This is a genomic window from uncultured Pseudomonas sp. (assembly GCF_943846705.1).
In the GTDB taxonomy this organism is placed as follows: Bacteria; Pseudomonadota; Gammaproteobacteria; order Pseudomonadales; family Pseudomonadaceae; genus Aquipseudomonas.
In genome coordinates this window covers 2,351,209-2,372,808 of the sequence record NZ_OX044366.1, presented here as the reverse complement: position 1 = coordinate 2,372,808, position 21,600 = coordinate 2,351,209, and the positions used below count along the sequence as shown (strand labels likewise).

The 21,600-nt window shown below is 59.7% G+C and carries 22 protein-coding genes, 1 tRNA gene and 1 pseudogene; 11 read left to right on the top strand and 13 right to left on the bottom strand.

Features of this window, described 5'->3' with window-relative positions:
• Positions 1-15 precede the first annotated feature (15 nt).
• A complete protein-coding gene (locus tag Q0V31_RS11035; protein ID WP_298187709.1) occupies positions 16-903 on the top strand; it encodes a transporter substrate-binding domain-containing protein in 888 nt (295 codons plus the stop codon).
• Here the strand turns inward: Q0V31_RS11035 and Q0V31_RS11030 are convergent.
• The 4 genes from Q0V31_RS11030 to Q0V31_RS11015 all read right to left on the bottom strand — a co-directional run bounded on the left by Q0V31_RS11030 (position 878) and on the right by Q0V31_RS11015 (position 5,676).
• Positions 878-2,203: a phospholipase gene (locus Q0V31_RS11030; protein WP_298187708.1), complete on the bottom strand. Its 1,326-nt coding sequence runs from the start codon at positions 2,201-2,203 to the stop codon at positions 878-880. The genes Q0V31_RS11035 and Q0V31_RS11030 overlap by 26 nt on opposite strands.
• A 138-nt stretch (positions 2,204-2,341) precedes the next feature.
• Positions 2,342-3,202: an FHA domain-containing protein gene (locus Q0V31_RS11025; protein WP_298187707.1), complete on the bottom strand. Its 861-nt coding sequence runs from the start codon at positions 3,200-3,202 to the stop codon at positions 2,342-2,344.
• Between the two features lie 153 nt (positions 3,203-3,355).
• A complete protein-coding gene (locus Q0V31_RS11020) occupies positions 3,356-4,879 on the bottom strand; it encodes a serine/threonine-protein kinase (RefSeq protein WP_298187706.1) in 1,524 nt (507 codons plus the stop codon).
• A gap of 5 nt (positions 4,880-4,884) precedes the next feature.
• Positions 4,885-5,676, bottom strand: coding sequence for a protein phosphatase 2C domain-containing protein (locus tag Q0V31_RS11015; RefSeq protein ID WP_298187705.1), 792 nt, complete (start codon positions 5,674-5,676; stop codon positions 4,885-4,887).
• Positions 5,677-5,929: 253 nt separating this feature from the next.
• On the opposite strand from Q0V31_RS11015, the gene Q0V31_RS11010 reads away from it, so the two are divergent.
• From Q0V31_RS11010 to msrA, 4 genes are all read left to right on the top strand, one after another.
• Positions 5,930-6,361: a GNAT family N-acetyltransferase gene (locus Q0V31_RS11010; RefSeq protein WP_298187704.1), complete on the top strand. Its 432-nt coding sequence runs from the start codon at positions 5,930-5,932 to the stop codon at positions 6,359-6,361.
• 127 nt (positions 6,362-6,488) lie between these two features.
• Positions 6,489-7,526 carry a GGDEF domain-containing protein gene (locus tag Q0V31_RS11005; protein WP_298187703.1) on the top strand — a complete coding sequence of 346 codons (1,038 nt, stop codon included), beginning with the start codon at positions 6,489-6,491 and terminating at the stop codon, positions 7,524-7,526.
• Between the two features lie 118 nt (positions 7,527-7,644).
• The gene (msrB, locus tag Q0V31_RS11000) at positions 7,645-8,160 is read left to right on the top strand and encodes a peptide-methionine (R)-S-oxide reductase MsrB (protein WP_298187702.1); all 516 of its coding nucleotides are present in this window, start codon (positions 7,645-7,647) and stop codon (positions 8,158-8,160) included.
• A 2-nt stretch (positions 8,161-8,162) separates the two neighbouring features.
• Entirely contained in the window at positions 8,163-8,822 is a 660-nt protein-coding gene (gene msrA / locus Q0V31_RS10995) for a peptide-methionine (S)-S-oxide reductase MsrA (RefSeq protein WP_298187701.1), read from the top strand.
• Positions 8,823-8,861: 39 nt separating this feature from the next.
• On the opposite strand, the gene Q0V31_RS10990 is transcribed toward msrA, so the two are convergent.
• Complete coding sequence (locus tag Q0V31_RS10990) at positions 8,862-9,191, bottom strand: hypothetical protein (protein ID WP_298187700.1); 330 nt, start codon at positions 9,189-9,191, stop codon at positions 8,862-8,864.
• Positions 9,192-9,414: 223 nt separating this feature from the next.
• Here Q0V31_RS10990 and Q0V31_RS10985 point away from each other — a divergent pair, with 223 nt between their 5' ends.
• Positions 9,415-9,942, top strand: a complete 528-nt coding sequence (locus Q0V31_RS10985; protein ID WP_298187699.1) for a thermonuclease family protein — start codon at positions 9,415-9,417, stop codon at positions 9,940-9,942.
• Between the two features lie 21 nt (positions 9,943-9,963).
• Here Q0V31_RS10985 and Q0V31_RS10980 read toward each other — a convergent pair.
• Both Q0V31_RS10980 and Q0V31_RS10975 read right to left on the bottom strand, forming a co-directional pair.
• A tRNA-Thr gene (locus Q0V31_RS10980) sits at positions 9,964-10,039 on the bottom strand.
• Between the two features lie 151 nt (positions 10,040-10,190).
• Positions 10,191-11,033, bottom strand: a complete 843-nt coding sequence (locus tag Q0V31_RS10975; RefSeq protein WP_298187698.1) for a S1-like domain-containing RNA-binding protein — start codon at positions 11,031-11,033, stop codon at positions 10,191-10,193.
• A 322-nt stretch (positions 11,034-11,355) separates the two neighbouring features.
• On the opposite strand from Q0V31_RS10975, the gene Q0V31_RS10970 reads away from it, so the two are divergent.
• Positions 11,356-11,544, top strand: a complete 189-nt coding sequence (locus Q0V31_RS10970) for a hypothetical protein (protein WP_298187697.1) — start codon at positions 11,356-11,358, stop codon at positions 11,542-11,544.
• A 205-nt stretch (positions 11,545-11,749) separates the two neighbouring features.
• Positions 11,750-13,972 carry an LTA synthase family protein gene (locus Q0V31_RS10965; protein WP_298187696.1) on the top strand — a complete coding sequence of 741 codons (2,223 nt, stop codon included), beginning with the start codon at positions 11,750-11,752 and terminating at the stop codon, positions 13,970-13,972.
• 14 nt (positions 13,973-13,986) lie between these two features.
• Here Q0V31_RS10965 and Q0V31_RS10960 read toward each other — a convergent pair whose 3' ends face one another.
• Complete coding sequence (locus Q0V31_RS10960) at positions 13,987-14,709, bottom strand: transporter substrate-binding domain-containing protein (protein WP_298187695.1); 723 nt, start codon at positions 14,707-14,709, stop codon at positions 13,987-13,989.
• Between the two features lie 159 nt (positions 14,710-14,868).
• Between Q0V31_RS10960 and Q0V31_RS10955 the strand changes: the two genes are divergently transcribed.
• On the top strand, positions 14,869-15,849 hold the full coding sequence (locus Q0V31_RS10955) for a zinc-dependent alcohol dehydrogenase family protein (protein WP_298187694.1): 981 nt from the start codon (positions 14,869-14,871) through the stop codon (positions 15,847-15,849).
• A gap of 36 nt (positions 15,850-15,885) precedes the next feature.
• On the opposite strand, the pseudogene Q0V31_RS10950 reads toward Q0V31_RS10955, so the two are convergent.
• Positions 15,886-16,164: pseudogene (locus Q0V31_RS10950) on the bottom strand (DUF1294 domain-containing protein); the annotation flags it as partial.
• 250 nt (positions 16,165-16,414) lie between these two features.
• A complete protein-coding gene (locus tag Q0V31_RS10945; protein WP_298187693.1) occupies positions 16,415-17,767 on the bottom strand; it encodes a DEAD/DEAH box helicase in 1,353 nt (450 codons plus the stop codon).
• A 173-nt stretch (positions 17,768-17,940) separates the two neighbouring features.
• On the opposite strand from Q0V31_RS10945, the gene Q0V31_RS10940 reads away from it, so the two are divergent.
• On the top strand, positions 17,941-18,357 hold the full coding sequence (locus tag Q0V31_RS10940; protein ID WP_298187692.1) for an anti-virulence regulator CigR family protein: 417 nt from the start codon (positions 17,941-17,943) through the stop codon (positions 18,355-18,357).
• A gap of 7 nt (positions 18,358-18,364) precedes the next feature.
• On the opposite strand, the gene rarD is transcribed toward Q0V31_RS10940, so the two are convergent.
• The 3 genes from rarD to Q0V31_RS10925 form a co-directional block, all read right to left on the bottom strand.
• On the bottom strand, positions 18,365-19,273 hold the full coding sequence (gene rarD, locus Q0V31_RS10935; RefSeq protein WP_298191043.1) for an EamA family transporter RarD: 909 nt from the start codon (positions 19,271-19,273) through the stop codon (positions 18,365-18,367).
• A 242-nt stretch (positions 19,274-19,515) separates the two neighbouring features.
• Complete coding sequence (locus tag Q0V31_RS10930; RefSeq protein WP_298187691.1) at positions 19,516-20,115, bottom strand: FMN-dependent NADH-azoreductase; 600 nt, start codon at positions 20,113-20,115, stop codon at positions 19,516-19,518.
• A 151-nt stretch (positions 20,116-20,266) separates the two neighbouring features.
• Complete coding sequence (locus tag Q0V31_RS10925) at positions 20,267-20,581, bottom strand: 3-phosphoglycerate kinase (RefSeq protein ID WP_298187690.1); 315 nt, start codon at positions 20,579-20,581, stop codon at positions 20,267-20,269.
• A gap of 88 nt (positions 20,582-20,669) precedes the next feature.
• Between Q0V31_RS10925 and Q0V31_RS10920 the strand changes: the two genes are divergently transcribed.
• Entirely contained in the window at positions 20,670-21,596 is a 927-nt protein-coding gene (locus tag Q0V31_RS10920; RefSeq protein WP_298187689.1) for a LysR family transcriptional regulator, read from the top strand.
• The last annotated feature ends 4 nt before the right edge of the window (positions 21,597-21,600 follow it).

Genomic DNA, 21,600 nt, shown 5'->3' with positions numbered 1-21,600 from the left:
GGACTCAACATCGAAATGCCCCGCATGCTCTCGCCGGCCACCTGGTGCTGGCTTATAGGCCTTCTGCTACTGAGCCTGCCGCCCCTGCTATACGCCGATGAGAACGGTGTGATTCATTACCCTCGGCGTGCAGAGGGCGATGAATTTCGCTCCACTTACGAGCTGGCGCAACTGCAACTGGCCTTGAATAAAGCCGGCAGCCCGCTACGCCTAGAACCCTCGCCATTCAGCATGGAGCAAGAGCGTGCGCTAGCCAGCCTGGAGCGCAATGACCGCCTCGACGTGGCCTGGAGCATGACCACCGACGATCGCGAACAGCGCCTGCTACCGGTTCGCATTCCGCTCGATAAAGGCCTATTCGGCTGGCGCATCGCCCTGCTACCTAGTAGTCGCGCGGAACTCCTCAAAGGTGTGCGCAGCCTCGACGACCTGCGCCAGTTCTCCGCTGGCCAGGGTCACGACTGGCCGGACAGCGAAATTCTGCGCAGGCATGGCTTGTCGGTCACTACTTCGTCGAGTTACGGCAGCTTGTTTCGCATGTTGCAGGCGCAACGCTTCGACTACTTTCCACGCTCGGCGATCGAAATTTGGGGGGAGCTGGAACACCCTCGCGGCAAGCAGTTGGTTGCCGATCAACATGTGCTGCTGCACTACCCCACGGCCATGTATTTCTTCTTCTCACGTAAACGCCCGGAGCTGGCAGAAACCGTCCGCCGAGGTATGGAGAAGGCAATTGCAGACGGCTCATTTGAGCGCCTATTTCAGCAGCATTTCGCCGCGCGGCTAAAACGTGCGCAATTCGCTCAACGCCAGGTAATCGAGCTGCACAACCCGCTACTGCCCAGCGCCACGCCCTTGCAGCGGCGCGAGCTGTGGTTCACTCCAGCGGCACGGGGGCGCTAGGCTGTGGCTGCGCCAGGGTGGTCTGCACCACGTTGCGCGTATGCGCGCCGAAGCGCTTGAACAACTCCACCAGCAACTGCTCCAACAACGGATCCGCTGCGCGCTGCGCCAACTGGTTACCTTCGCTAAAACCCGGAGCCGCCGCAGGTTTACGCGCCAACCACTCACCGACCCGTTGATCCAGCGCATCGGCACTGGCGTAGGACTCGGCCGCCACCACGTGCTGCGCATAGCCCGACGAGTAAGCCGGGTAGCTGCTCGGCGGCGTCTGCGTATAGGCCTGTAACAGTGGGGACACCGCCTGTTCGCCCATCAGCTGCTGCATGCGCTCAAGCTGGTACTCCTCGATCGCCGTATGCCGATCCGCCACGCGCGCAATAGCCGCCAGGCGATCAGCGGGATAGCCCAAGGCGCCTTTGAGGGCGATCAGCATCAGCTCGGGCGTGCTGAAACCCGGCACGGTCTTGGCGTGGTACGGCTGGGTCAGGTCCTGCATGTAGTGCAGCGCCCAACCGAGAAAACGATAGCCCCAGTAATCATGCCCACTGGCCAAGGCCAAGCGAGCAAGCCCGGTGTACTGATAAATACGCCAATGCGGCAAAGTGCGCCGCAGGTAGGGTGCCGCCTGAAACACCAGCTCCGGCTCATGGTAATAGCCGATATGAAAAGGCGCCTGGGAGGAGTACTCGAAACGCGCGTCGCCAAACGGCTGCTCGCCAAAGTTGTACTGCCCGCCGACCTCACCAGGGTTGTCGCTGAACAAGTTGATGTCGTGGCCATAATCCGGCTCATCGGCCGCACTGCTCAGCACCTGCACGGCGCCCACCGTGTCGCCCGGTTGCAAGGCGAGATAACGCCAGTGGCTCCAGGGGCCGATCTTGCGGAACACCAGCACCTGCTCGGCGGCCAGCCGCGCGCGCCCCTCATCAGTCTGCCCAGGTAATTGCTGGACGAAACCGGCCAAGCGAACTTGCGGGTTGACCCGCAGCGCATGCAGGAACGCGCTGCGCCTTTCGTGCGCTGGCGTGGCAGCGGCACTGAAGCGCAAGGCATCCGGACGCGCCGGGTAATTCGGGAAATGTGCTCGGGCAAAGGTTTCCTGCTCATCGAGTAACTGCTCGATGGCCGGCGCCTGAGCGTCGAGAAAGTCCTGCAGCGACTCGTAACGCAACGTGCGCTGCAACTCAGGCAAGGCCTGTAAGGCCAGCTGGCTGCCCAACGAGTGATTGGACCAGGCCAGCGCACTTAACGGCTGAGACGCCAGGCAACAGGCAGAAAGCAACAGCAACAATGGCTTCACAGGTACTCCGGCAGCAGCTAACAACGCGAAGAGCCGTAGCCTAACGGCAAAGTACTGATCTAGCACGGTCGTATCATGTCAGCCCACTCACCAATCGGGCAGCTCTTCGCTCGCGCTGTCGATCAGCCGTTGCGGGGCCTACCCGAGATACACAGCCACTGCGACGACCAGCGCCATTACTACCAGCGTGAGCGCCAACAGCGACACATTCAGCCGCCGTGGCTCACTCTCGACAGTGGCCGCTGCATGCGCTGGGGCAGCCTGTGCCGCCGCGTGCAGCGGGTTTACCGGGCTGTTCAGCGAGCTAGACAGAGGGGGCCTCTGCTTGAGCGGTTTCGGCAGATCCACGGCGCGCATAAACAATGTGGCATCTTCATCCACGCTTGGCGCCACCGTGCCTTTCGGGCCGATCACCAGCAAGCTGACCGAGCCCATCTTCAACTGGTCGCCGGGCTGCAGCACCGCCGTCGCGACCTTCTGCTGATTGACCAACAAGCCATTCGCCGAAGCCAGGTCCTTGACCTCCAGCACGCCATCCTTGAGGTAGAACTCACAGTGCCGGCGCGACAATTCCTGATCGTGGAAGCACAGCTCGCACTTCACTGAACGGCCAAAGGTCATGGAGCCGTTAATATGGAACTTCTTGCCTTCGTGCTCACCCTGGATCACCTGCAGGTACCAGCGTGCAGCCTGCTCGTTTTTGCTTTTGCTGCGGGCGGGGTCAACCAACAGCAGCTCCACCGAGCCCAACCGCACACGGTCATCGGCGCGCAGCTGAAAGCGCGTACTGATACGTTCGTCATTGACGAACGCGCCACCCGGGCTGCCCACATCGGTCAGGTAGTAGAAGCCATGGTCCTGGCGAATTTCCGCATGAAACGGGCCGATGCTCGGATCCACCAGCACCAGACTGTTGCGGCTGTCCTGACCGATGGTGAAGCGCTCATCGACCAACCAGATTGGAGCCTGACGATTATCACTGAAGTGAATTCTGAGCATCTGCGCCACTACCCCAAAGTCAGTTAAACCGCCGGTAAACCGGCTCAAAAATTGCCGCACTGCGCGCAGGCGCGATTAACCGCAGACACTCTCGAGCCGAGGCGCGCATGCTGCCTGCCAACCAGGAAGGTAGCAATACGCCAGCATCGTTACTTAATCAAAAAGGTTATTCCACAAGCGCTTGACCGGATTATCCGACTTCGCTGACCTCGTCGCTGGCGCGGGCTGCGAGGCCGCCGCTGGCTTGCGGCGCGGTAGTTGCGCCAGGCGTACGCGCTCGTTATGGCCATCGAGCAGCTGCAACAGCGGCTCGTTAGCCGGCTCAACTTCTAAGCCCTGCTGCACCAGCGCCAGCGCCAAGGCAAACTCACGACGCTTGTAGGCCGCCTCACTTTGCTCGATATAACGCTGTGCAACGCGGTTGGTCCCGGCCAGTGCCAGCAGGTTATCCGGCTCCAGCGCCAGAACTTGGCGGTAGTAGTAGATAGCGCTGTCATCTTCGGGGAGCATTAGCTGTTGCTCCGCCAGGCGCTGCTCAGCCAATTGCAGGTACTGGTTGATCCGGGCCTGCAGAACACGGGCCAGCCCGTCCATCGCTTGGAGGTTGTCCGGGTCACGTGTCAGCACCTGGCGGAACAGGTAGTCCGCATTATCCAGCGCAGGCTCTAGCAAGCGGCCCTCTTGCAGGCGCAGTTCCGCGCGCGCCAGTTGCTCGCTGATTTGTTTTTGTTGGTACAGGTAATAACTGCCGCCGGCCGCGCCGGACAACAGCAACAGACTGGCCAATAGCCAAACCCACAGCGTACTGCGTCCGGCCTCAGCCCTCGCCGGCTTAACCAGGCCGAGTGCTGGTGCGATGCGCGTGTTATCCGGGTCATCCAGCGCCAGCTCATCCAGGCTGGCCAGCAGCACCTTGCAGTCGGCAAAACGCTCATCCGGATCTTTAGCCAGCATGCGCTCAATTAGCCACTGGTAACCCTGGAGATGTGCGGGCAGTTGCGGCACATCCATCTGCAGGTGATTCATCACGGTTTGGGTGTAATTAGCCGCGCGAAACAGGTTCGTACCGGTGAGCATCTCCAGCAGGATCACCCCCAGGCTATAAATATCGCTGCGCGCGTCCAGCGCCTGACACTGGGCCTGCTCTGGACTGCTATAGGACGGGCTGCCGACGGCGATACCAAACTGGGTGATGTCATTGTCCAGTTCGAGTTGTTTGGCTACGCCAAAATCAGTGATCACCGCGGTGCCATCAAGGCGAAAGAGAATATTCGCCGGTTTGATATCGCGGTGTATCAGGCCCTTGTCATGCACCACAGCCAGACCACTCGCTACCTCCTGCAGGATGCGCAAGGCGCGGCTCAGGTCGAACACCTCGCCTTTGTACTGCGCCAGATCACCACCCGGCACAAATTCCATCGTCAGGTAATGACGACCATCGGCCAGTTGGTTGATGTCATAAATGGTGATGATCGACGGGTGATGCAAGGAGGCGACGGTATGGCCTTCCCTGATAAAGCGCTGGCTGAACGATTGGTCATCCGTGCTCAGCAAGACCTTAATTGCCACCTTGCGGTGCAGCGATTCTTGAGTGGCCAGGTAGACCTCGGCCATCCCGCCTTTACCCAAGCGGCCGTGCACCTGATAACCAGGGATATCGAGTAATTGTTCAGTCATAAGTGTCAGTGCACATCATCAGGTTGAGGCTTGCGGGAGGTGAACAGCCGGCGAAGCAGCCCCTGCGGTTTGACTTCAACGCTGGGCGCAGCCGCATTACGCCCGAGCACGATACAGGAGATATTATCCTTGCCGCCCATTTCGTTGGCCCGCGCCAGCAACTGGCTGACCAACTCATCGAGGGTCTGGGCACTGCTGCACAGCTGCTGGATCTGCGCATCGTCAAGTTCGCCGCTCAAGCCATCACTGCACAGCAACAGCAACTCATGCTCACCGAGCGTTCCGTGCTGCACGCCAACCTGCAGCGGCTGATCCTCTCGGCCCAGGCACTGCAGAATGACATTACGCTGCGGATGACTTCGCGCATCCTCTGGCCCCATCTGACCGGCATCAACCATCGCCTGAACCCAGCTGTGGTCGCGGGTCAAGCGCTCGATGTGCCCCACACTGACGCGATAGGCACGGCTGTCGCCGACCCACGCAATACTGAATGCGGCACTATTGAAACGCACCGCCACCAGGGTTGTGCCCATGCCGCGCTGCTCATCGTTACGCGCCGCAGCGAGAATTTCGCGATTAGCCGCATGCACCGCCTCGACCAGCTCCAGGCCATTGGCGCAGCCTGCCTGTAACACCTGCAAGGCCAGAGCGCTGGCCACTTCGCCACATTGATGGCCGCCCATACCATCGGCAATTGCCCACAAATTCAATTGCGGGCAACACAGCAGGGCATCTTCATTGTGTTCACGCACGCGCCCAGGCACGCTGTGGCCGGCATAAATCAGTGCTTGTTCCATAACGTCTCAACATAGGATCAACAGCCGCACGGCACTACGTTGTACTCGGCTCAGAGCGCCCATAATGCGATGAGACACTCCAGCTGTCACCGCCGAGTGATGATTTTACAAGTGAACTGTTAACCAGTCGCACCCAACGCTCCTTAGACAAGGGCGTAGACTGAAAACACCGGCCTGGCCTCACCGCGAGGAGCTGGCGCGCTCCAGAACGCTTGCCCTCAGGCATCCACAGCCAATACGCCGACCACCCGCCATGCACTACTACCAACTCCCCGCCCCACTTAAACCACTTGCTGACAAGTTCTACCGCAGCCAGCGCTCAGCCATGCGTGCCAAAGCCGACGGGCAGACATGGGTGGCTGCAGATCGCGCAATAGTTGCAGCGTTGTGCCTGCACAAGGTCGAGCATGGCCACTGGCTGACCAGCCTGCTGGTCGCCACAACGCAGCGTAAGCAGGGCGTGGCACGGCAGTTGATCGAAGCCGCGCTGGCCGACTGCTCGACCCCGGTCTGGTTGTTCTGCGAACCGCAGTTAAACGACTTCTACCTGCGCCTAGGATTTATCCCCTGCACCGACCTACCCCAGGTCCTGGCTGAGCGCCTGGCCCGCTATAGACGCAGCAAAAGCCTCCAGGCCTTCTCCCGACACCCAGCACACGCTGTACGGGGCGACGCTTGCCCCTAATCACGGGCGAGCCGAACACCGCCCGGTAGCTAGCGCCCAATACTGGCACCTTGCTCACTTCGCTATTGCCATAATCGGCTAAAGCTCTGCATGCTTAGGCCAAAGCAATTATAAAAATGGTTCTTCCATGCGGCCACCGCGACTGATCAGGCGCCTGCGTAACGACTTCCAGCTGTCCATCATCACCTTGATGGGGCTGCTTGGCGTGATTGGCATCACCCCTTACGCCGTTTACCGGCTCGCCACCGGCAACTACCTAGTCGCCTCGGCCGATAGCGTCATAGTCGCCTCCACCGTACTCGCGGTGCTGTACGCCTGGCGGACAGGCGACACCGTCAAGCCGGGCATTTACCTGGCGCTCATCTTCTCGGCGGCAGCCACCCTGATTGCCATTAACCTGGGCGTCAACGGCCTGTTCTGGATCTATCCGTTGATCCTGTTCAACTTCTTTATGGTGTCCCCACTCAAAGCCTTGCTGATCACCACACTGGTACTCACGACCCTGGCCAGTTACGGCCTGCTAAAACCAGGCGCGGTGTTCGAAAGCCACTACCAGATGGTTTCATTTCTGGTCACCAGCATGATGGCCAGCAGCCTTAGTTTCGTCTTTGCCTACCGCACCACCAGTCAGCGCGATGAACTGCAGCAACTGGCCATCCATGACCCACTGACCGGCGCACGCAACCGCCGCGCCATGAATGAAGAACTGCGGATAGCAGCCTCCCTCAAGCGCCGTCACGGCAACAGCTGCGGCGTTTTGACCATGGACCTGGACCATTTCAAACGGGTCAACGACAACCATGGGCATCAGGCCGGCGATCAAGTGTTGATGGACTTTGTCGAACTGATCACAAGTGCCTCACGCCAAGAAGACCGCTTGTTCCGCTTCGGCGGCGAAGAGTTCCTGCTGCTACTGCCTAATACCGAAAAAGCTGGCCTACTGGCTGCGGCCCAGCACCTGCAACAACAAATTCGCCAGCACCTGCGCGGGCCAAGCGATGCCGTGACCATGTCTGTCGGCGGCGCCATATTGCGCAGCGATGAGCACTGGGAAGACATGCTGCAACGGGCCGATCTACGCCTCTATCGCGCCAAGAACACCGGACGCAACTGCATCGTAATTGATGACGATGCCGACACGACAAGCCTGCAGCCTATCGCCTAATTACGCGCTTTATCTTTGCTTACTCCTTAGGCGGCAAAATAACTGCCCACGGCCATCAACGCTGTAACAACCCTGGCTTGAGCTTGTCTATTGGCCACACTCACTCGAGAACCCTGCCATGAAAAGACGCTCGCTGCTCAAGGCCATCGCCCTGCTGCCGGCCCTGCCCCTGCTCAGTCACGCCCCGCTCAGCCTGGCGCAAGCCATCGCCAGCAGCGTAACGCCGCTGGACAAACCGCATAGCGCCTGGCGTGATCTGCTAACACCCGAGGCTTATGCCGTCTTGTTCGAGGAAGACACCGAAGCCCCAGGTAGCAGCCCGCTGAATCAGGAAAAGCGCGACGGCACTTATGTCTGCGCGGCCTGCTACCTGCCGCTGTTCGCCAGCCAGGACAAATATGAAAGCGGCACTGGTTGGCCCAGCTTTACCCAGCCGATTGCCGGCCACATGGGGCAGAAACGCGATTTCAAACTGTTCTTCCCGCGCACCGAATACCACTGCATCCGCTGCGGCGGGCATCAGGGCCATGTCTTCGATGACGGTCCAAAGCCAAGAGGCGAACGCTGGTGCAACAACGGCCTGGCCTTACGCTTTATCCCTCAAGGCGAACCTTTACCTGAGCTGAGGAGCTGAATATGGCGCTTATCACTGCTGCCTGGCGCGGCCGCCTGCTGGCCAGCGCTACCCTGCTCCTCGGCGGCCTGCTGGCCGCCTGTGAGCCCATGGCTGCGCAGGCACCACAACCGCAAGTCAACACTCAGTCGGTGGAAAACCCTGGCGTAGCGATCTTTGCCGGCGGCTGTTTCTGGTGCACCGAGTCGGACTTCGACAAGCTGCCCGGGGTGATTGAAACCACCTCGGGCTATATCGGTGGGCATGTCGATAACCCGACCTACGAGCAGGTTTCAGCCGGTAACAGCGGGCATATTGAAGCCGTGCGCGTGCGCTTTGATCCGAGCAAAACCAGCTATGCGCAACTGCTGGAGGCCTTCTGGCCAACCATCGACCCAGTGACAGCCAACGCGCAGTTCTGTGACCGCGGCTCGCAATACCGCAGCGCGATCTTTTACAGCAACCCAGCAGAGCAGCAGCAGGCCGAAGCCTCCAAGGCTGCCCTAGATAAGTCCGGACGCCTGCCGGCAGCGGTGGTCACTGAAGTTCTCGCCGCCAGCACCTTTTACCCGGCCGAGGAGTACCACCAGGACTACTACCTGCGTAACCCACTGCGCTACACCTACTACCGCAACGGTTGTGGCCGCGACCAACGCCTGGAGCAACTCTGGGGCAAGAAATAAAAAGTGCGCACGCATCCGCTGGCTCTCGCACCAACAGAGCTAACGGCTGCGTTGCTGGTATTCCGTGGCTTGCCCTGGGTACTGTTGTGCTAGGTTGCCGGCGGGATACTCGATGCTTTGCCTGAGAGTCCCGCGTCGCTCAAACGACTGGCTGCTGTAACCCTGCTCATCACGCTGCAGCCCGCTGGGTAAGCGCTGCCCGCCATACAGATTATAATTTTCGGCTTGCTGGGAACTGCCAATGCTGCCGCTGGCACCAGGGCTGATATAGGCCTTCGGAATCACCCGCAACGTCTGCGAGGCTTGTTGCTCGGCATACAACGGCGCGCTCACCAGCACACCCAACAGACTGATTATGTACCTGCACATTGTCATCACCGCCTCTGCCGCATCGCGCAAAACACATGAAGTATTGGCCACTAGCAACAAGCTAGCGGCTCCGCCCAGCGACCCAAGCAGCCCACGCCTCGGGGCTCACAAATCGTCCCGCTTCGATTTCGCGATAACCGTCCCGCTTAATTTGGCGAGTATTCATTACTATCAACAGCTCTGAGTTTGCACAACGAGCATGACCACCAAGATGAATATTCGCATGGCTCTATTACTGCTGATCAGCCTGCCCGGCTTGGTGCTGGCTGATCCATTCAGCTGCAGGGTAGTGACTGTCAGCGAAGGCGACACCTTCACCTGCCTGAGCACTGAGAACAAACGCCTACGGGTTCGCCTTGCAGAAATCGACGCGCCAGAAAGAAAGCAGCCCTATGCGAGCGAAGCCAAGCAGGCGCTCTCTGAACTGGTGCTTGAAAAACACGTTGTCCTGCACGTGCAAGAGCTGGATCGCTACGGCAGGACGCTGGCGCGCGTCTACGTCGGGGGCCTCGATGTAAATTACAGCCTGGTCGAGCACGGCGCTGCCTGGGCGTATACCCAACAGCTAAAAGACCGCAGGCTGAAAGATGCCGAAACCCTGGCGAGGAAAATGGGCAAAGGCCTTTGGCGGCTCCCCGCCGAATCCAGAGTCGCGCCCTGGGACTGGCGCTACACCGGCAGAATTGCTGCACCACAAAAGACCAAACCTAACCCAAGAGCGTCGTTCTCCCAGTTCGGTGACGGCCAGTAGCCAGGGTGCTTGGTTTATTAATGGTGCCGGAGATAGGAATCGAACCTACGACCTTCGCGTTACGAGTGCGCTGCTCTACCAACTGAGCTACACCGGCAAGCTTCAGCCAAGTGGCACAGCAGCTAAGGTTCAAGCATCCGCTGCCGCGCGACTTAAGGCTGTCACTGCAAGCCTAGCACTCAGTTACAGAGCGTGCGGTTCACTGCCAATGCAGCGCAGTGAACCCTAAGCCCATAAAGCGCTGCGGCTCACTTGCTGGGCAGTTCGATACGGTCTTCGTGGATCACGATGCGACCCTGCTTGTACAAACCGCCGATGGCTTTTTTAAAGTTGCCCTTGCTGACCCGAAACAGTCCGGCAATTTCTTCAGGCGAGCTTTTATCATTCACCTTGAGCACACCATCGTGCTCGCGCAGCTTGGCCAGTATTTGCTCACCCAGGCTGCTGGCCGCTTCCTGACCAACCGGCTGCAAGCTCAGGCTGATCTTACCGTCGGCGCGCACTTCCTTGATAAAGCCCTTCTCCTGCATGCCGCTGCGCAGAAATTTGAACAGCTCATTCTTGTGGATCAGGCCCCAGTGCTTGCCGTTGATGATGGCCTTGAAGCCCATATCGGTCGCTTCCGCCACCAGCAGGTCAACAGCCTCACCCTCCGCGTAATTCGCTGGCACGTTATCCAGGTAGCGGTCCAGGCGAGCGGTGGCGGTAATACGCTTGCTGCGCTTGTCGAGAAACACATGCACCACGCAGTAATCACCCACCTGCAGCGGGCGCTTTTCTTCGGAGTGCGGCAGCAATAAATCTTTTGGCAAACCCCAATTAAGGAATAAACCAACTCGGTTGATATCCACAACTTTCAAACTGGCAAAACCACCCACCTGAACTTTTGGCGTTTCAGTGGTGGCAATCAATTTGTCTTCACTGTCCAAGTAAATAAAGACGTTCAACCAGTCTTCCACTTCACTTGGGGTATCGCTCGGGATATAGCGTTTTGGCAATAAAATCTCGCCATCCGCGCCGCCATCCAGATACAGGCCGAAGTCGGTGTGCTTCACGACCTGCAAACTATTCATTCGTCCAATTACCGCCATGATGCCCTACCCTCATTACCAGGCCAGCATTCTAGCCGAGTCGCCCCTGAATTTCTCGGCCTAGCGTGCGCCGCAACGTAGCCGTCTGACAGCCTGCCAATCGACCCGACCAGCGGGCCAGCGGTAAACAATCCCCACCCCGCCGGCTCAAAATTAATTGCCTATCCCTATTAAAACAGCCACTTACTGAAATATCCGATAATGCCGCAGGCTATCTAGGCAATTATATTTCCAGCACCAGACACATCCGGGATTTATTTACCAAGCAATTGTCAAGTATTTCAAGTACAATGCGCGGCCAAATTAATTTTTAAATAGGTTAATGGCCGTCATGCGCGTAAAAGCATCCAACAGTAAACCCAAGCCGGCTCCAGCCGTGGAAACCAGCGCCTCGATCGATGCACAGATCGAAGCCTTCCTGAAATCCGGCGGGGAAATCCAAAAAATTGCCAAGGGCATCAGCGGCCAGGTGTACGGCACCACCAAGCAGATCACCATCGGCAAAAAGTAACGATCTCTGGCCACGCGGCGCTTTGCTCGCAATGACAAGGCGCTGGCCAGTGCATCCCCCCACTTAATGCCATCGCTGTTTTGCCCTTTTGCGCACCTCCCTCTGGCGCTAAACACAGGCTTGTTTCAGAATCATGTCAGCCCGCATCTTGCGGCTGATTCGGCCTTGCCGTTGCTGAACGATGGCAATCGCCCCAGGAGTACCCGTGCGCGTTACCTGCAATTGGCTTCGTCACCCTTCCAGCCCCCTGCTCACCCTCGGTTTGTTACTACTTGCCCTGCCATTGCTCAGCCGCTACCTGCTGGGCTGGTCACACCCCTACGGTTACCTGTCTGACCTGGCAATCGGCAGCCTGCTGCTGGTAGCCCTGCACCAACGCGCCTGGCTGCTGAGCATTCCCCTGCTGCTGGTGTGGTGCATCTTTACCTTGAGTACGGCCGAGCTAGTCAATGCCGTGGGGCGCATGCCGGAACCTGCCGATTTACAGTACTTGAGCGATGTGCAGTTCCTCAGCCACTCCACCCAAGGCGGCGGTTTGAGCCAGCCGTTATTGGCCTTGAGCATGGCGGTGCTGGTAATGCTCTACCTGGGCCTGCGCCGCCGGCCGACACTGCACCGCACCGCGCCGCTGTCACGTATTTGGCTGCTATTGCCGCTGTCACTGTTTGCCGTGCACAGCATCGGCCAGCAATTCAAACCCAGCGAAGCGGATCAATGGCTGCAGTTCAACCTGCCACACAAGCTACTGGCGGAAAGCACCAGTAGCGGCCAACAGCTCCTGGCTGACTGGCTAGCCGGGGATGAGCCGAGCAGCCCACCCGACATCAGCGGCCTCAACCAACTCGACCTGAATGGCACGCCACTGCTCAAGCAGGCCGGCAGCGCGCGCAACGTGTTGATCATTACTTTGGAAGGTGTGACCGGGGCGTATATACGCGCCAGCCGCCTGGCCATCGGCAGCAGCTATGCGCAAGACCCGATGCCGCGCCTGAGCCAATGGGCCGAGCGCGGCATGCTCACCAGCGATTACGTGCTGCATGGCCACCAAACCATCCGCGGCCTCTACGCCATGCTTTGTGGCGACTACAACAAACTCGACACCGGCACCCCGAAAGGCGTTGAGCTGCTCAACAACCCCGCGCGCAGCGAGCAGTGCCTGCCCGCGCAATTGCGTGAGCGCGGCCTGAGCACGCACTTCCTGCAAGGCGCCGGGCTGCGCTTTATGGCCAAAGACCAGATCATGCCGCAGATGGGCTTCGACAAGACCCTCGGCCGCGACTGGTTCAAGAACAAGCCCTATATCGACTTTCCCTGGGGCATGGACGACAAGGCCTATTTTGAAGGCGCCCTGGGTTACGTGAAACAGCTGCGCACGCAACGTCAGCCCTGGATGCTGACCCTGCTGACCGTTGGCACTCACCAACCCTACTCCGCCCCCCAGGAATACCTGGATCGCCAGCCCAATGCCAAGCTGGCAGCGATTGCCTATCTGGACGATGCCGTTGCCGACTTCCTCACGGCCCTCGAGCAGCAAGGCGTGATGAAAGACACCCTGGTGCTCGTTACCTCGGATGAGTCCCACGGCTTGGGCGACGTGCGCCTGGCCTCGGCCTGGGGCTTTAACCTGCTGCTGGCCCCCGAGCAGTCGCAATTGCCTGCACTCAAGCAGGGTGTGTATGGCCATGTCGATTTGACCGCCTCGGTGCTCGACTACTTCGCCTTTCCCGTACCTAGCAACATCGCCGGGCGCTCACTGCTGCGTGACTACAGCACTGGCCGCGAAATCATCTCCTACACCAATGGCCTGCTGCGCCAGCATGACGGCCAGGGCACGCTGACTGAGTGCGACTTCCAGAGCGTCTGCCGGCGTTACGCCAGCCCTGGCTTTATCGCCGACAGCGCGCGCTACCTGGGGCGCTTTACGGGTAAGCCCGCCCGTTTGATCAGCCAGCGTGCCGGCCTGCTCGACCAGTCGCTGAGCAGCGGCCAGGACGAGCAGCATTACCAGTTCGCCAACAAGCAGCCGGTCATGCTTAAGCCCAGCGCCAGTGATGACTGGGCAGACAACCTTGTGGGCGCGCAATACCTGACCTTGGGCAAGGACACGCAGACCACGGTGACCCTGAAAATCCGCGCCCTGAGCATGGATAAGCAAGGCGCTAGGCTGCACTTGAAAACCAAGGAATACGACCGCGATGTGGCCTTGCCGATACCCGAACTGCCGTTGCTAACCCGTGATAAGCCGGTAGAGATCAGCTTCACTTTCGACAACCCGGCAGCGCGCAAGGCGTTCTCCTTCCACCTGGTCGGCCAGGGCCGGGGGGCCATCGAAATCGTCGACTTCAGCGTCAGCAGTTCGCCGCAGGCGCCTGAGGCCAAGCTACTGGCCGCTCAGGAAGGCCTCGACACAGTCGCCCCCACGCAATAAGTGAGTTGCAGCCGTCAGTGCATCGCGTAGCGGCGCTCAATGCGGGTGTACTCGCCACTTTGCCGAAGCGCTGCCAATCCTTGATTGAGGCGCTCGCAATCGGCCCGCTGACGGCACCCCAGCTTGTAGTCGGTTGGCGCAAAGAGCGGATACACCGTCAGCGGCTGGCTCACATCGACCTGGGTATACACCTCACGGTTGAAGTAACGCAGGATGCGCATGTCCGCCACCACCACATCAACTCGACCGCTATAGAGCATGCGGTTGCGGGCAATCTGAAACGCCTCTTCACGGTAACGCGGGTTGGCTTCGGCCATGGCCTGGTATTCGCTGCCGAGCAGCAAGCGTGAGCGTTGAAAGGCATTCACCGAGTACCGCGCCAGATCACTGATACGCAGGATATCCAGGTTTTTCGAGCGCAAGGCCACGGCGACATTCTGGTAGCGGATATAAGCGTTGGAATAAAAATTAGCACCGCCGCTGAGCTCATTGGTCGTGGCAATGACGTCAAGCTGGCCCTTGCGCAGCATCCGATTTAAACGCTCCATCGGCGCGTAATACGCCACCGGCTGCAGACCGCCTCGCTGCGCGGCGGCCATGACAATGTCGTATTCCAAGCCACGCGCTTGGTTCTCGAAAATATACGGCGGCTTGTTCGTACCGAAGCCAACTCTCAGGCTTTGCGCCGAGGCCGTCAGGCTGCATGCCAGCAGAAAAAATACCCACAACCCTTTCATGCCGATACCCAAACTTGACCAGCGCCCAGCATAGCCCGCTACGCCCTGGTTTGGCAGCGCTCTATCACTGAGATCGATTTGCCCGAATTAGTCGCCTGGAGCCCTGACAGCGCTAGACTCTTGCCACCCAAGTCAGCCCATACACTCTGGAGAGCCTTCATGCTTAAAGCCGAATACCCACAACGCGGCCCGCAACCTCACGAGGTGATTGCCGCCGTCGAGTTGCAACTGCCAGAGCCTGGCGCTGGCCAGGTGCGCATTAAAGTACTGGCCGCGCCGATCAACCCCTCCGACGTCCTCACCCTCACCGGCGAGTACGGCATGCTGCCGCCGCTACCGGCCATCGGCGGTAACGAGGGCGTCGGGCGTGTCGAGGCACTGGGTGCCGAAGTCGCCAATCTGAAGGTCGGCCAGATGGTACTGCTGCCCGTGGGTTGCGGTACCTGGGTCAGCCATTTGAATGCGCCCGCCGGCAAACTTATCCCTCTGCCGGAGGCCGATCCACAGCAACTGGCAATGCTCACGGTCAATCCGCCAACCGCCTCCCTGCTGCTCAGCCAGTTCGTCGAACTCAAACCCGGCGACTGGGTGATCCAGAACGCCGCCAACTCGGGCGTTGGCAGCTACTTGATCCAATTGGCAAAACTGCGCGGCTTCAAGACGGTCAACGTGGTGCGCCGCGAGTCAGCGATCGCCGGTGTTGAAGCCGAAGGCGGTGACGTGGTGCTGGTCGACGGGCCGGACTTGGCCAAACGCGTACGTGTCGCCACAAGCAACGCGGCCATACGCTTAGGCATCGATGCGGTGGGCGGTGAGGCCACCGATCATCTGGCGGCCAGCCTGTGCGACGGCGGCGTACTGGTTAACTACGGCATGATGAGCCGCCAGCCGTGCCAGGTATCGCCGTCTTCTTTTGTCTTCCGCGATGTCAGCCTGCGCGGCTTCTGGTTGGCCAAATGGTTCCAGAATGCCAGCCAGGCCGAGCAGATGAAGGTCTTTGGTGAACTGGTACAACTGATTGCCAGCGGCAAGCTGCACAGCCGCGTTGCCGCGACCTATGACGTCAGTGAGATCAAGCAAGCCGTAGCGGCCGCCGCCAGTGGTGAGCGCGATGGCAAGATCCTGATCGTACCGAAGTAAGCCCCTGTTGAGCGACGGCGGGTAGTCCGCCGCCGCTCAACCTATGAGCGGCGCATTCACCCACCACAGCAGCCCAGCCAGGGCCACGTGCAGCAAGACGATCAACCAGAACACCAGTTGATAGCTCAGCTTGCGGTTCTTGTGTCGAATCAAGCGCTGCGCCAGCAAACCACCTGGCCAGCCACCCAACACTTCATACAGGTGCAGACGCGCCTCGGGCGTGCGCTGCCGGCCCTTAATCGCGAATTGCTTGTCGCGGTAGTAAGCGAAGAAGCAGACCAGACTCATCAGCCCGTAGACCGCCGCCAGCAGTGGCAACAGCTCGACGCTCAGCAATAGCGGCTGCAAGCGCTCGTGCCAGAGCGGCGCAACGCCCTGCAGCCAAAAGGGATAACTGGCGTAGTGACTGATACTCAAGGCCAGGTTGCTCTGCGCAATGCTGCACGGCTGGTCGGTGTAAAGCATCACCCCGTCAGCCTGCATACATTGGTGCACCGCGCCCGCGCCTTGGGCTTGCGCGACTATAAACAGCGCAGCAAGCCAACACAGCCAGCGCGCCATGGTGTTACTCGGCGGCTGGCGTGCGGCGCTTCAACGGTGCCAGGCCGTCCTGGCTGACCAGCGTCGGGGCATCAGCCTTGGGTTTGTTGATGGTGTTGCGCTTGCTCGGCGCCTTGGCGACCGGCTTTTTCGCGACAATTTTCTTGCCGGTTTTCGGGTCGATCTTTTTCTTCTTCGGCCCGACAGCCTTGCCAGATGCCTTGAGGTTTTTCGGGCCCTGGTAGATGCCCTTGATGTCCTTGATATTACGGCGCTCGAAACGCTGCTTGAGGTAGCGTTCGATGCTCGACATCAGCGCCCAGTCGTTATGGCAGATCAGCGAAATCGCCAGACCTTCGGCGCCGGCACGGCCGGTACGGCCGATGCGGTGCACGTATTCGTCGCCGGAGCGCGGCATATCGAAGTTGATCACCAAGTCCAGACCGTCAACGTCCAGACCACGCGCGGCGACGTCGGTGGCCACCAGAATCTTCACCGCGCCCTGCTTAAGGCGATCGATGGCCAGCTTGCGGTCCTTCTGATCCTTCTCACCGTGCAGCACGAACACCTTGTATTCCTTGGCCACCAGCTTGCCGTACAGACGGTCAGCCTGGACGCGGGTGTTGGTGAAGATGATCGCTTTTCCGTAGGTTTCGTTGGCCAGCAGCCAGTCGACCAGACGCTCTTTATGATGGTTGTGGTCGGCGGTGATGATCTGCTGACGGGTGCCTTCATTGAGCTGGCTAACGCGGTTGAGCTGCAAATGCTCTGGCTCTTTCAGCACCTTGCCAACCACCTCGCGCAAGCCGGCACCGCCACTGGTGGCAGAGAACAGCAGGGTCTGGCGTTCGGCATTGCACAGCTCGGACAACCGCTGCACGTCTTCGCTGAAGCCCATATCGAGCATGCGGTCGGCTTCGTCGAGCACCAGCACTTCAACTTCATCGAGCAGCAGGTTGCCGGCGTTGGCATGTTCGATCAGACGACCCGGCGTGCCGATCAGGATATCCACCCGGCGCAGCATGGCCGCCTGCACCTTGAAGTCTTCGCCGCCAGTGATCAGACCGGCCTTGAGGAAGGTGAACTGGGCAAAACGCTCGACTTCCTTGAGGGTCTGCTGCGCCAGCTCGCGGGTTGGCAGCAGGATCATCGCGCGCACGCTCATGCGCGGCGAGGAGGCACCATCACCGAGCAGGCGGTTGAGCATGGGCAGCACGAAGGCGGCAGTTTTGCCGCTGCCGGTTTGCGCGGTTACCCGCAGGTCTTTTCCTTGCAGCGCCAGCGGAATGGCCGCCAGCTGCACCGGGGTGGGCTCGACAAAGTTCAGCGCAGCCACGGCTTTAAGCAGGCGTTCATGCAGGGCGAATTGGGAAAACACGGGATAACCTCGACGAAAAACAAAAATCAGCCGCATAGCCTACCGCTTTCCGGGCCGCAGGCCGAGTGACTTTGCATATTCAGCGCAATAAAGCGACCGCAGCCCTTGAACAAAGCGGCGCTTCAACGTTCAAAATGACCGTTCATTCGTTTTTGCCGGTCTTGGAGCACCTCATGCGCAACCTTGATAAAACCTTGCTAATCAGCTCTACGCTGGCACTTACACTCGCCATGCAAAGCAGTATTGCCGCCCCAAAACATGACCATCCGGGCAAACAGGGTGGCAACTCGCACAGTGACATCAGCGTTAACGTCAATGGCCCGTCAATTGATATCGGTCGGGTGCGTATCGTGCTTGGCGAGAATCGCAACCTGATTGGCCCAACCCGCGCCTTACCACCCGGCATTGCCAAGAACCTGGCCCGTGGTAAACCGCTGCCACCCGGCATTGCGAAAAACTTCGACAGACGGCTACTTGGCCAACTGCCGCGCTATGACGGCTATGAGTGGAAACAAATGGGCACTGACGTGGTGCTGGTGGCCATTACCACGGGCATCATTTACGAGGTGTTGCGCAACGTACTGGACTGAGCAAGGCCTATTGCTCAGTAAAGGCGATACGCCGCCGCTGCTTGATCAGCAGCCGGCCGCTATCCCAGCCCACCAACAACACGGCCAGCCAGATCGGCAGATAGGTCAGCCATTGCGCGCTATCAAAATGCTCACCGAGAAACAGCAGCGCAACCAAAAACAGCAGCACCGGCTCGACATAACTGAGGATGCCGAACAGCCCCATCGGCAGCAACCGGCTGGCCGCCATCATCGCGGCAAACGCCAATGCGCTGAGCAGGCCCAGGCCGGCCAACAGCCACAACAACTGCGGGGTTTGACTGAACAACTCTGGCGGCCCCCACTGCACAATTATGTAGATCGCCACCGGAGCCATAAACAGCATCTCTAGAACAAACCCAGACAGAGAATCCAGACGCATCCAGCGGCGCAACATGAAATACGGCGGATAGCCCAGCGCCGTGACCATCACCACCCAGGAAAACGCCTGGGTCAGCCACAGTTCATGGGCGACGCCGAGCAAGGCGCTGAACACCGCCAAGCGTTGCAACGGCCGCAACCGCTCGCCATAGAACACCCGGCCGGCCAGCACCATGACCAGTGGCAGGAGGAAATACCCCAGCGACACCTCCAGCATGCGCCCAGACAGCGGTGCCCAGACGAACAGTGCCCACTGAATGCCCATTAGCAGCGCCGCCACCGGTAGGCTCGCCAGCAGCAGCGGCTCGCGGCGCAGTCGCCCACAGGCGGCCAGCAACAGCGGCCATTGCCGCGACACGGTCACCAGCAACAGCACCGCCGGCAACGACCACAGCACCCGCTGGGCAAACACCTGCAGGCCATCGAGCGGAGCCAATAGCTGTACATAGCCAGGCACCAAGGCAAACAGCACCGAGGCGATAATCGACAGCGTTACACCACGCCCAGACAGTTGCATCACATCACCCTACTCATTCAGACCTCAACACATTGCCTCGCCTGTAGTTAAGACCACAGCAAGCAACACGGCCGCGACCTTACCCGCTGGCGTCTAAAAAAGCTCGGGGCACCTGCTCTAGCGCGTGCAAGAACGGCTCGCAGGTGGCAACGCGACACATGAAAAACCCGCACGGTAGCAGCCGTGCGGGGAGATGAGCCCAGGCGTAGCAGACGCCTGGGGAGCAGGATGCAGCGGACAAATCAGATCGCTTGAGCCAATTGCGCCTTGGCCTGGCTCACGCCTTTTTCCATAAACTCGCCGCCCAGGTTGAGACCTTCGGCGTGGATAAAGCTGACATCGTGGATGCCGACAAAGGCCAGCGCCTGGCGCAAATACGGTTCCTGATGATCCTGATTGCTACCCGCGTAAATGCCGCCACGGGCGGTCAGGACAAAGGCGCGCTTGCCGCTGAGCAGGCCTTGTGGGCCAGCGTCCGTGTACTTGAAGGTCACCCCGGCACGCAGCACGTGATCCAGCCAGGCTTTCAGGGTGCTGGGGATGGCGAAGTTGTACATCGGCGCAGCCAACACCAGCACATCGGCGTCCAGCAACTCGTCAGTCAAGCGATTGGACAGCGCCAGAGCAGCCTGTTCGGCTGCGCTTTGTTGCTCAGCCGGGGTCATCCAGCCGCCCAGCAAATTGGCATCCAAATGCGGTACCTGCTCAACCGCGAGGTCACGCACCTTGATCTGATCCGCGGGATGGGTGGCCTGCCAGGAGGCAATAAACTGTTCAGTCAGCTGGCGCGAAACCGAACCTTGTTGACGGGCACTGCTTTCGATTACGAGGACGTTTGCCATGTTGTTTGCTCCACCGAAGAGACGACTGAAGTGTCGATGGGCAAAGAATAGAAGCTAGCAAATCGATTAAAAAGCGCAAAAAATCGCACAAACAAATCGAATAAATTGATTTATAGCCGATCAGCACTTAGTCTCAAAGACAAAGCGCAGGCTACGACAGCTCGCAGGTCAGCTTGACGCGCAACTTGATGATGCTACGGCTGAACTTCACCGCCAAGTTGCCGCTTTCACCGGCAGCCAGACTGACTTTACGGGTACGTGGCGCTTCTGGGCCATTACGAAACATCGCCGTGCACTTGGCATCGCTGCGGCCATAGTTGTACAGCTGGACGCCGCCTATGTTGTGGTCGATTTCCTGGGTACTGGCCGATACTTCAGCACCGTTGAGTTGTTTCTCCACCTCAATCGGGTAGGCCATCGCAGTCAACGGCAAGCAGGCCAGCAGCGCGCAACAGAGCTTTTTCATCAGGGCAGTCTCCGGAAAAAGGAGGCCAGTTTAGGTTGATTGAGTGAGCATTTGCACCCTAGAACTTGAGTGCGTACAGGAACCGAATATGAAAGCCCCCCGCGTAACCCTCGATCAATGGCGCACCCTGCAGGCAGTGGTCGATCACGGTGGCTTTGCCCAGGCGGCTGAAGTCCTCCATCGCTCACAGTCCTCGGTCAGCTACACCGTGGCGCGCATGCAGGAGCAACTGGGTGTGCCGCTGCTGCGCATCGACGGGCGCAAAGCCGTGCTCACCGAAGCCGGTGACGTGCTGCTGCGGCGCTCGCGGCAACTGGTCAAACAAGCCAGCCAGCTGGAAGACCTGGCCCACCATATGGAACAGGGCTGGGAAGCCGAGGTGCGCCTGGTGGTGGATGCCGCTTACCCCAATGCACGCCTGGTGCGGGCGCTGACCGCCTTTATGCCGCAAAGCCGTGGCTGCCGGGTGCGCCTGCGCGAGGAAGTGCTGTCCGGCGTGGAGGAGGTGATAAAGGAAGGCACCGCCGACCTGGCCATCAGTGCGCTGAGCATTCCCGGCTTCCTCGGCGCCGAAATGAGCACGGTGGAGTTTGTCGCCGTGGCCCATCCCGATCACCCGCTGCACCGCCTGCAGCGGACAGTCACCTTTCAGGATCTGGAAACCCAGATGCAGGTGGTGATCCGCGACTCCGGCCGCCAGCAGCCACGTGATGTCGGCTGGCTCGGTGCAGAACAACGCTGGACGGTCGGCAGCCTGGCCACCGCCGCCACCTTTGTCAGCAACGGCCTGGGCTTTGCCTGGTTGCCGCGCCACCTGATCGAGCGCGAGCTCACGGATGGCCTGCTCAAGCCCCTGCCGCTGGAGCAAGGCGGCAGCCGCAACCCGCTGTTCTACCTGTACTCGAACAAAGACACCCCCTTGGGTCCGGCCACGCAGATTTTGGTTGAGCTGATCCAACGCTTCGATGCCGCCCCTTTAAACGCAGCCTTTGCTGCGCCCCTGCCCTCCGCTTGAGAGG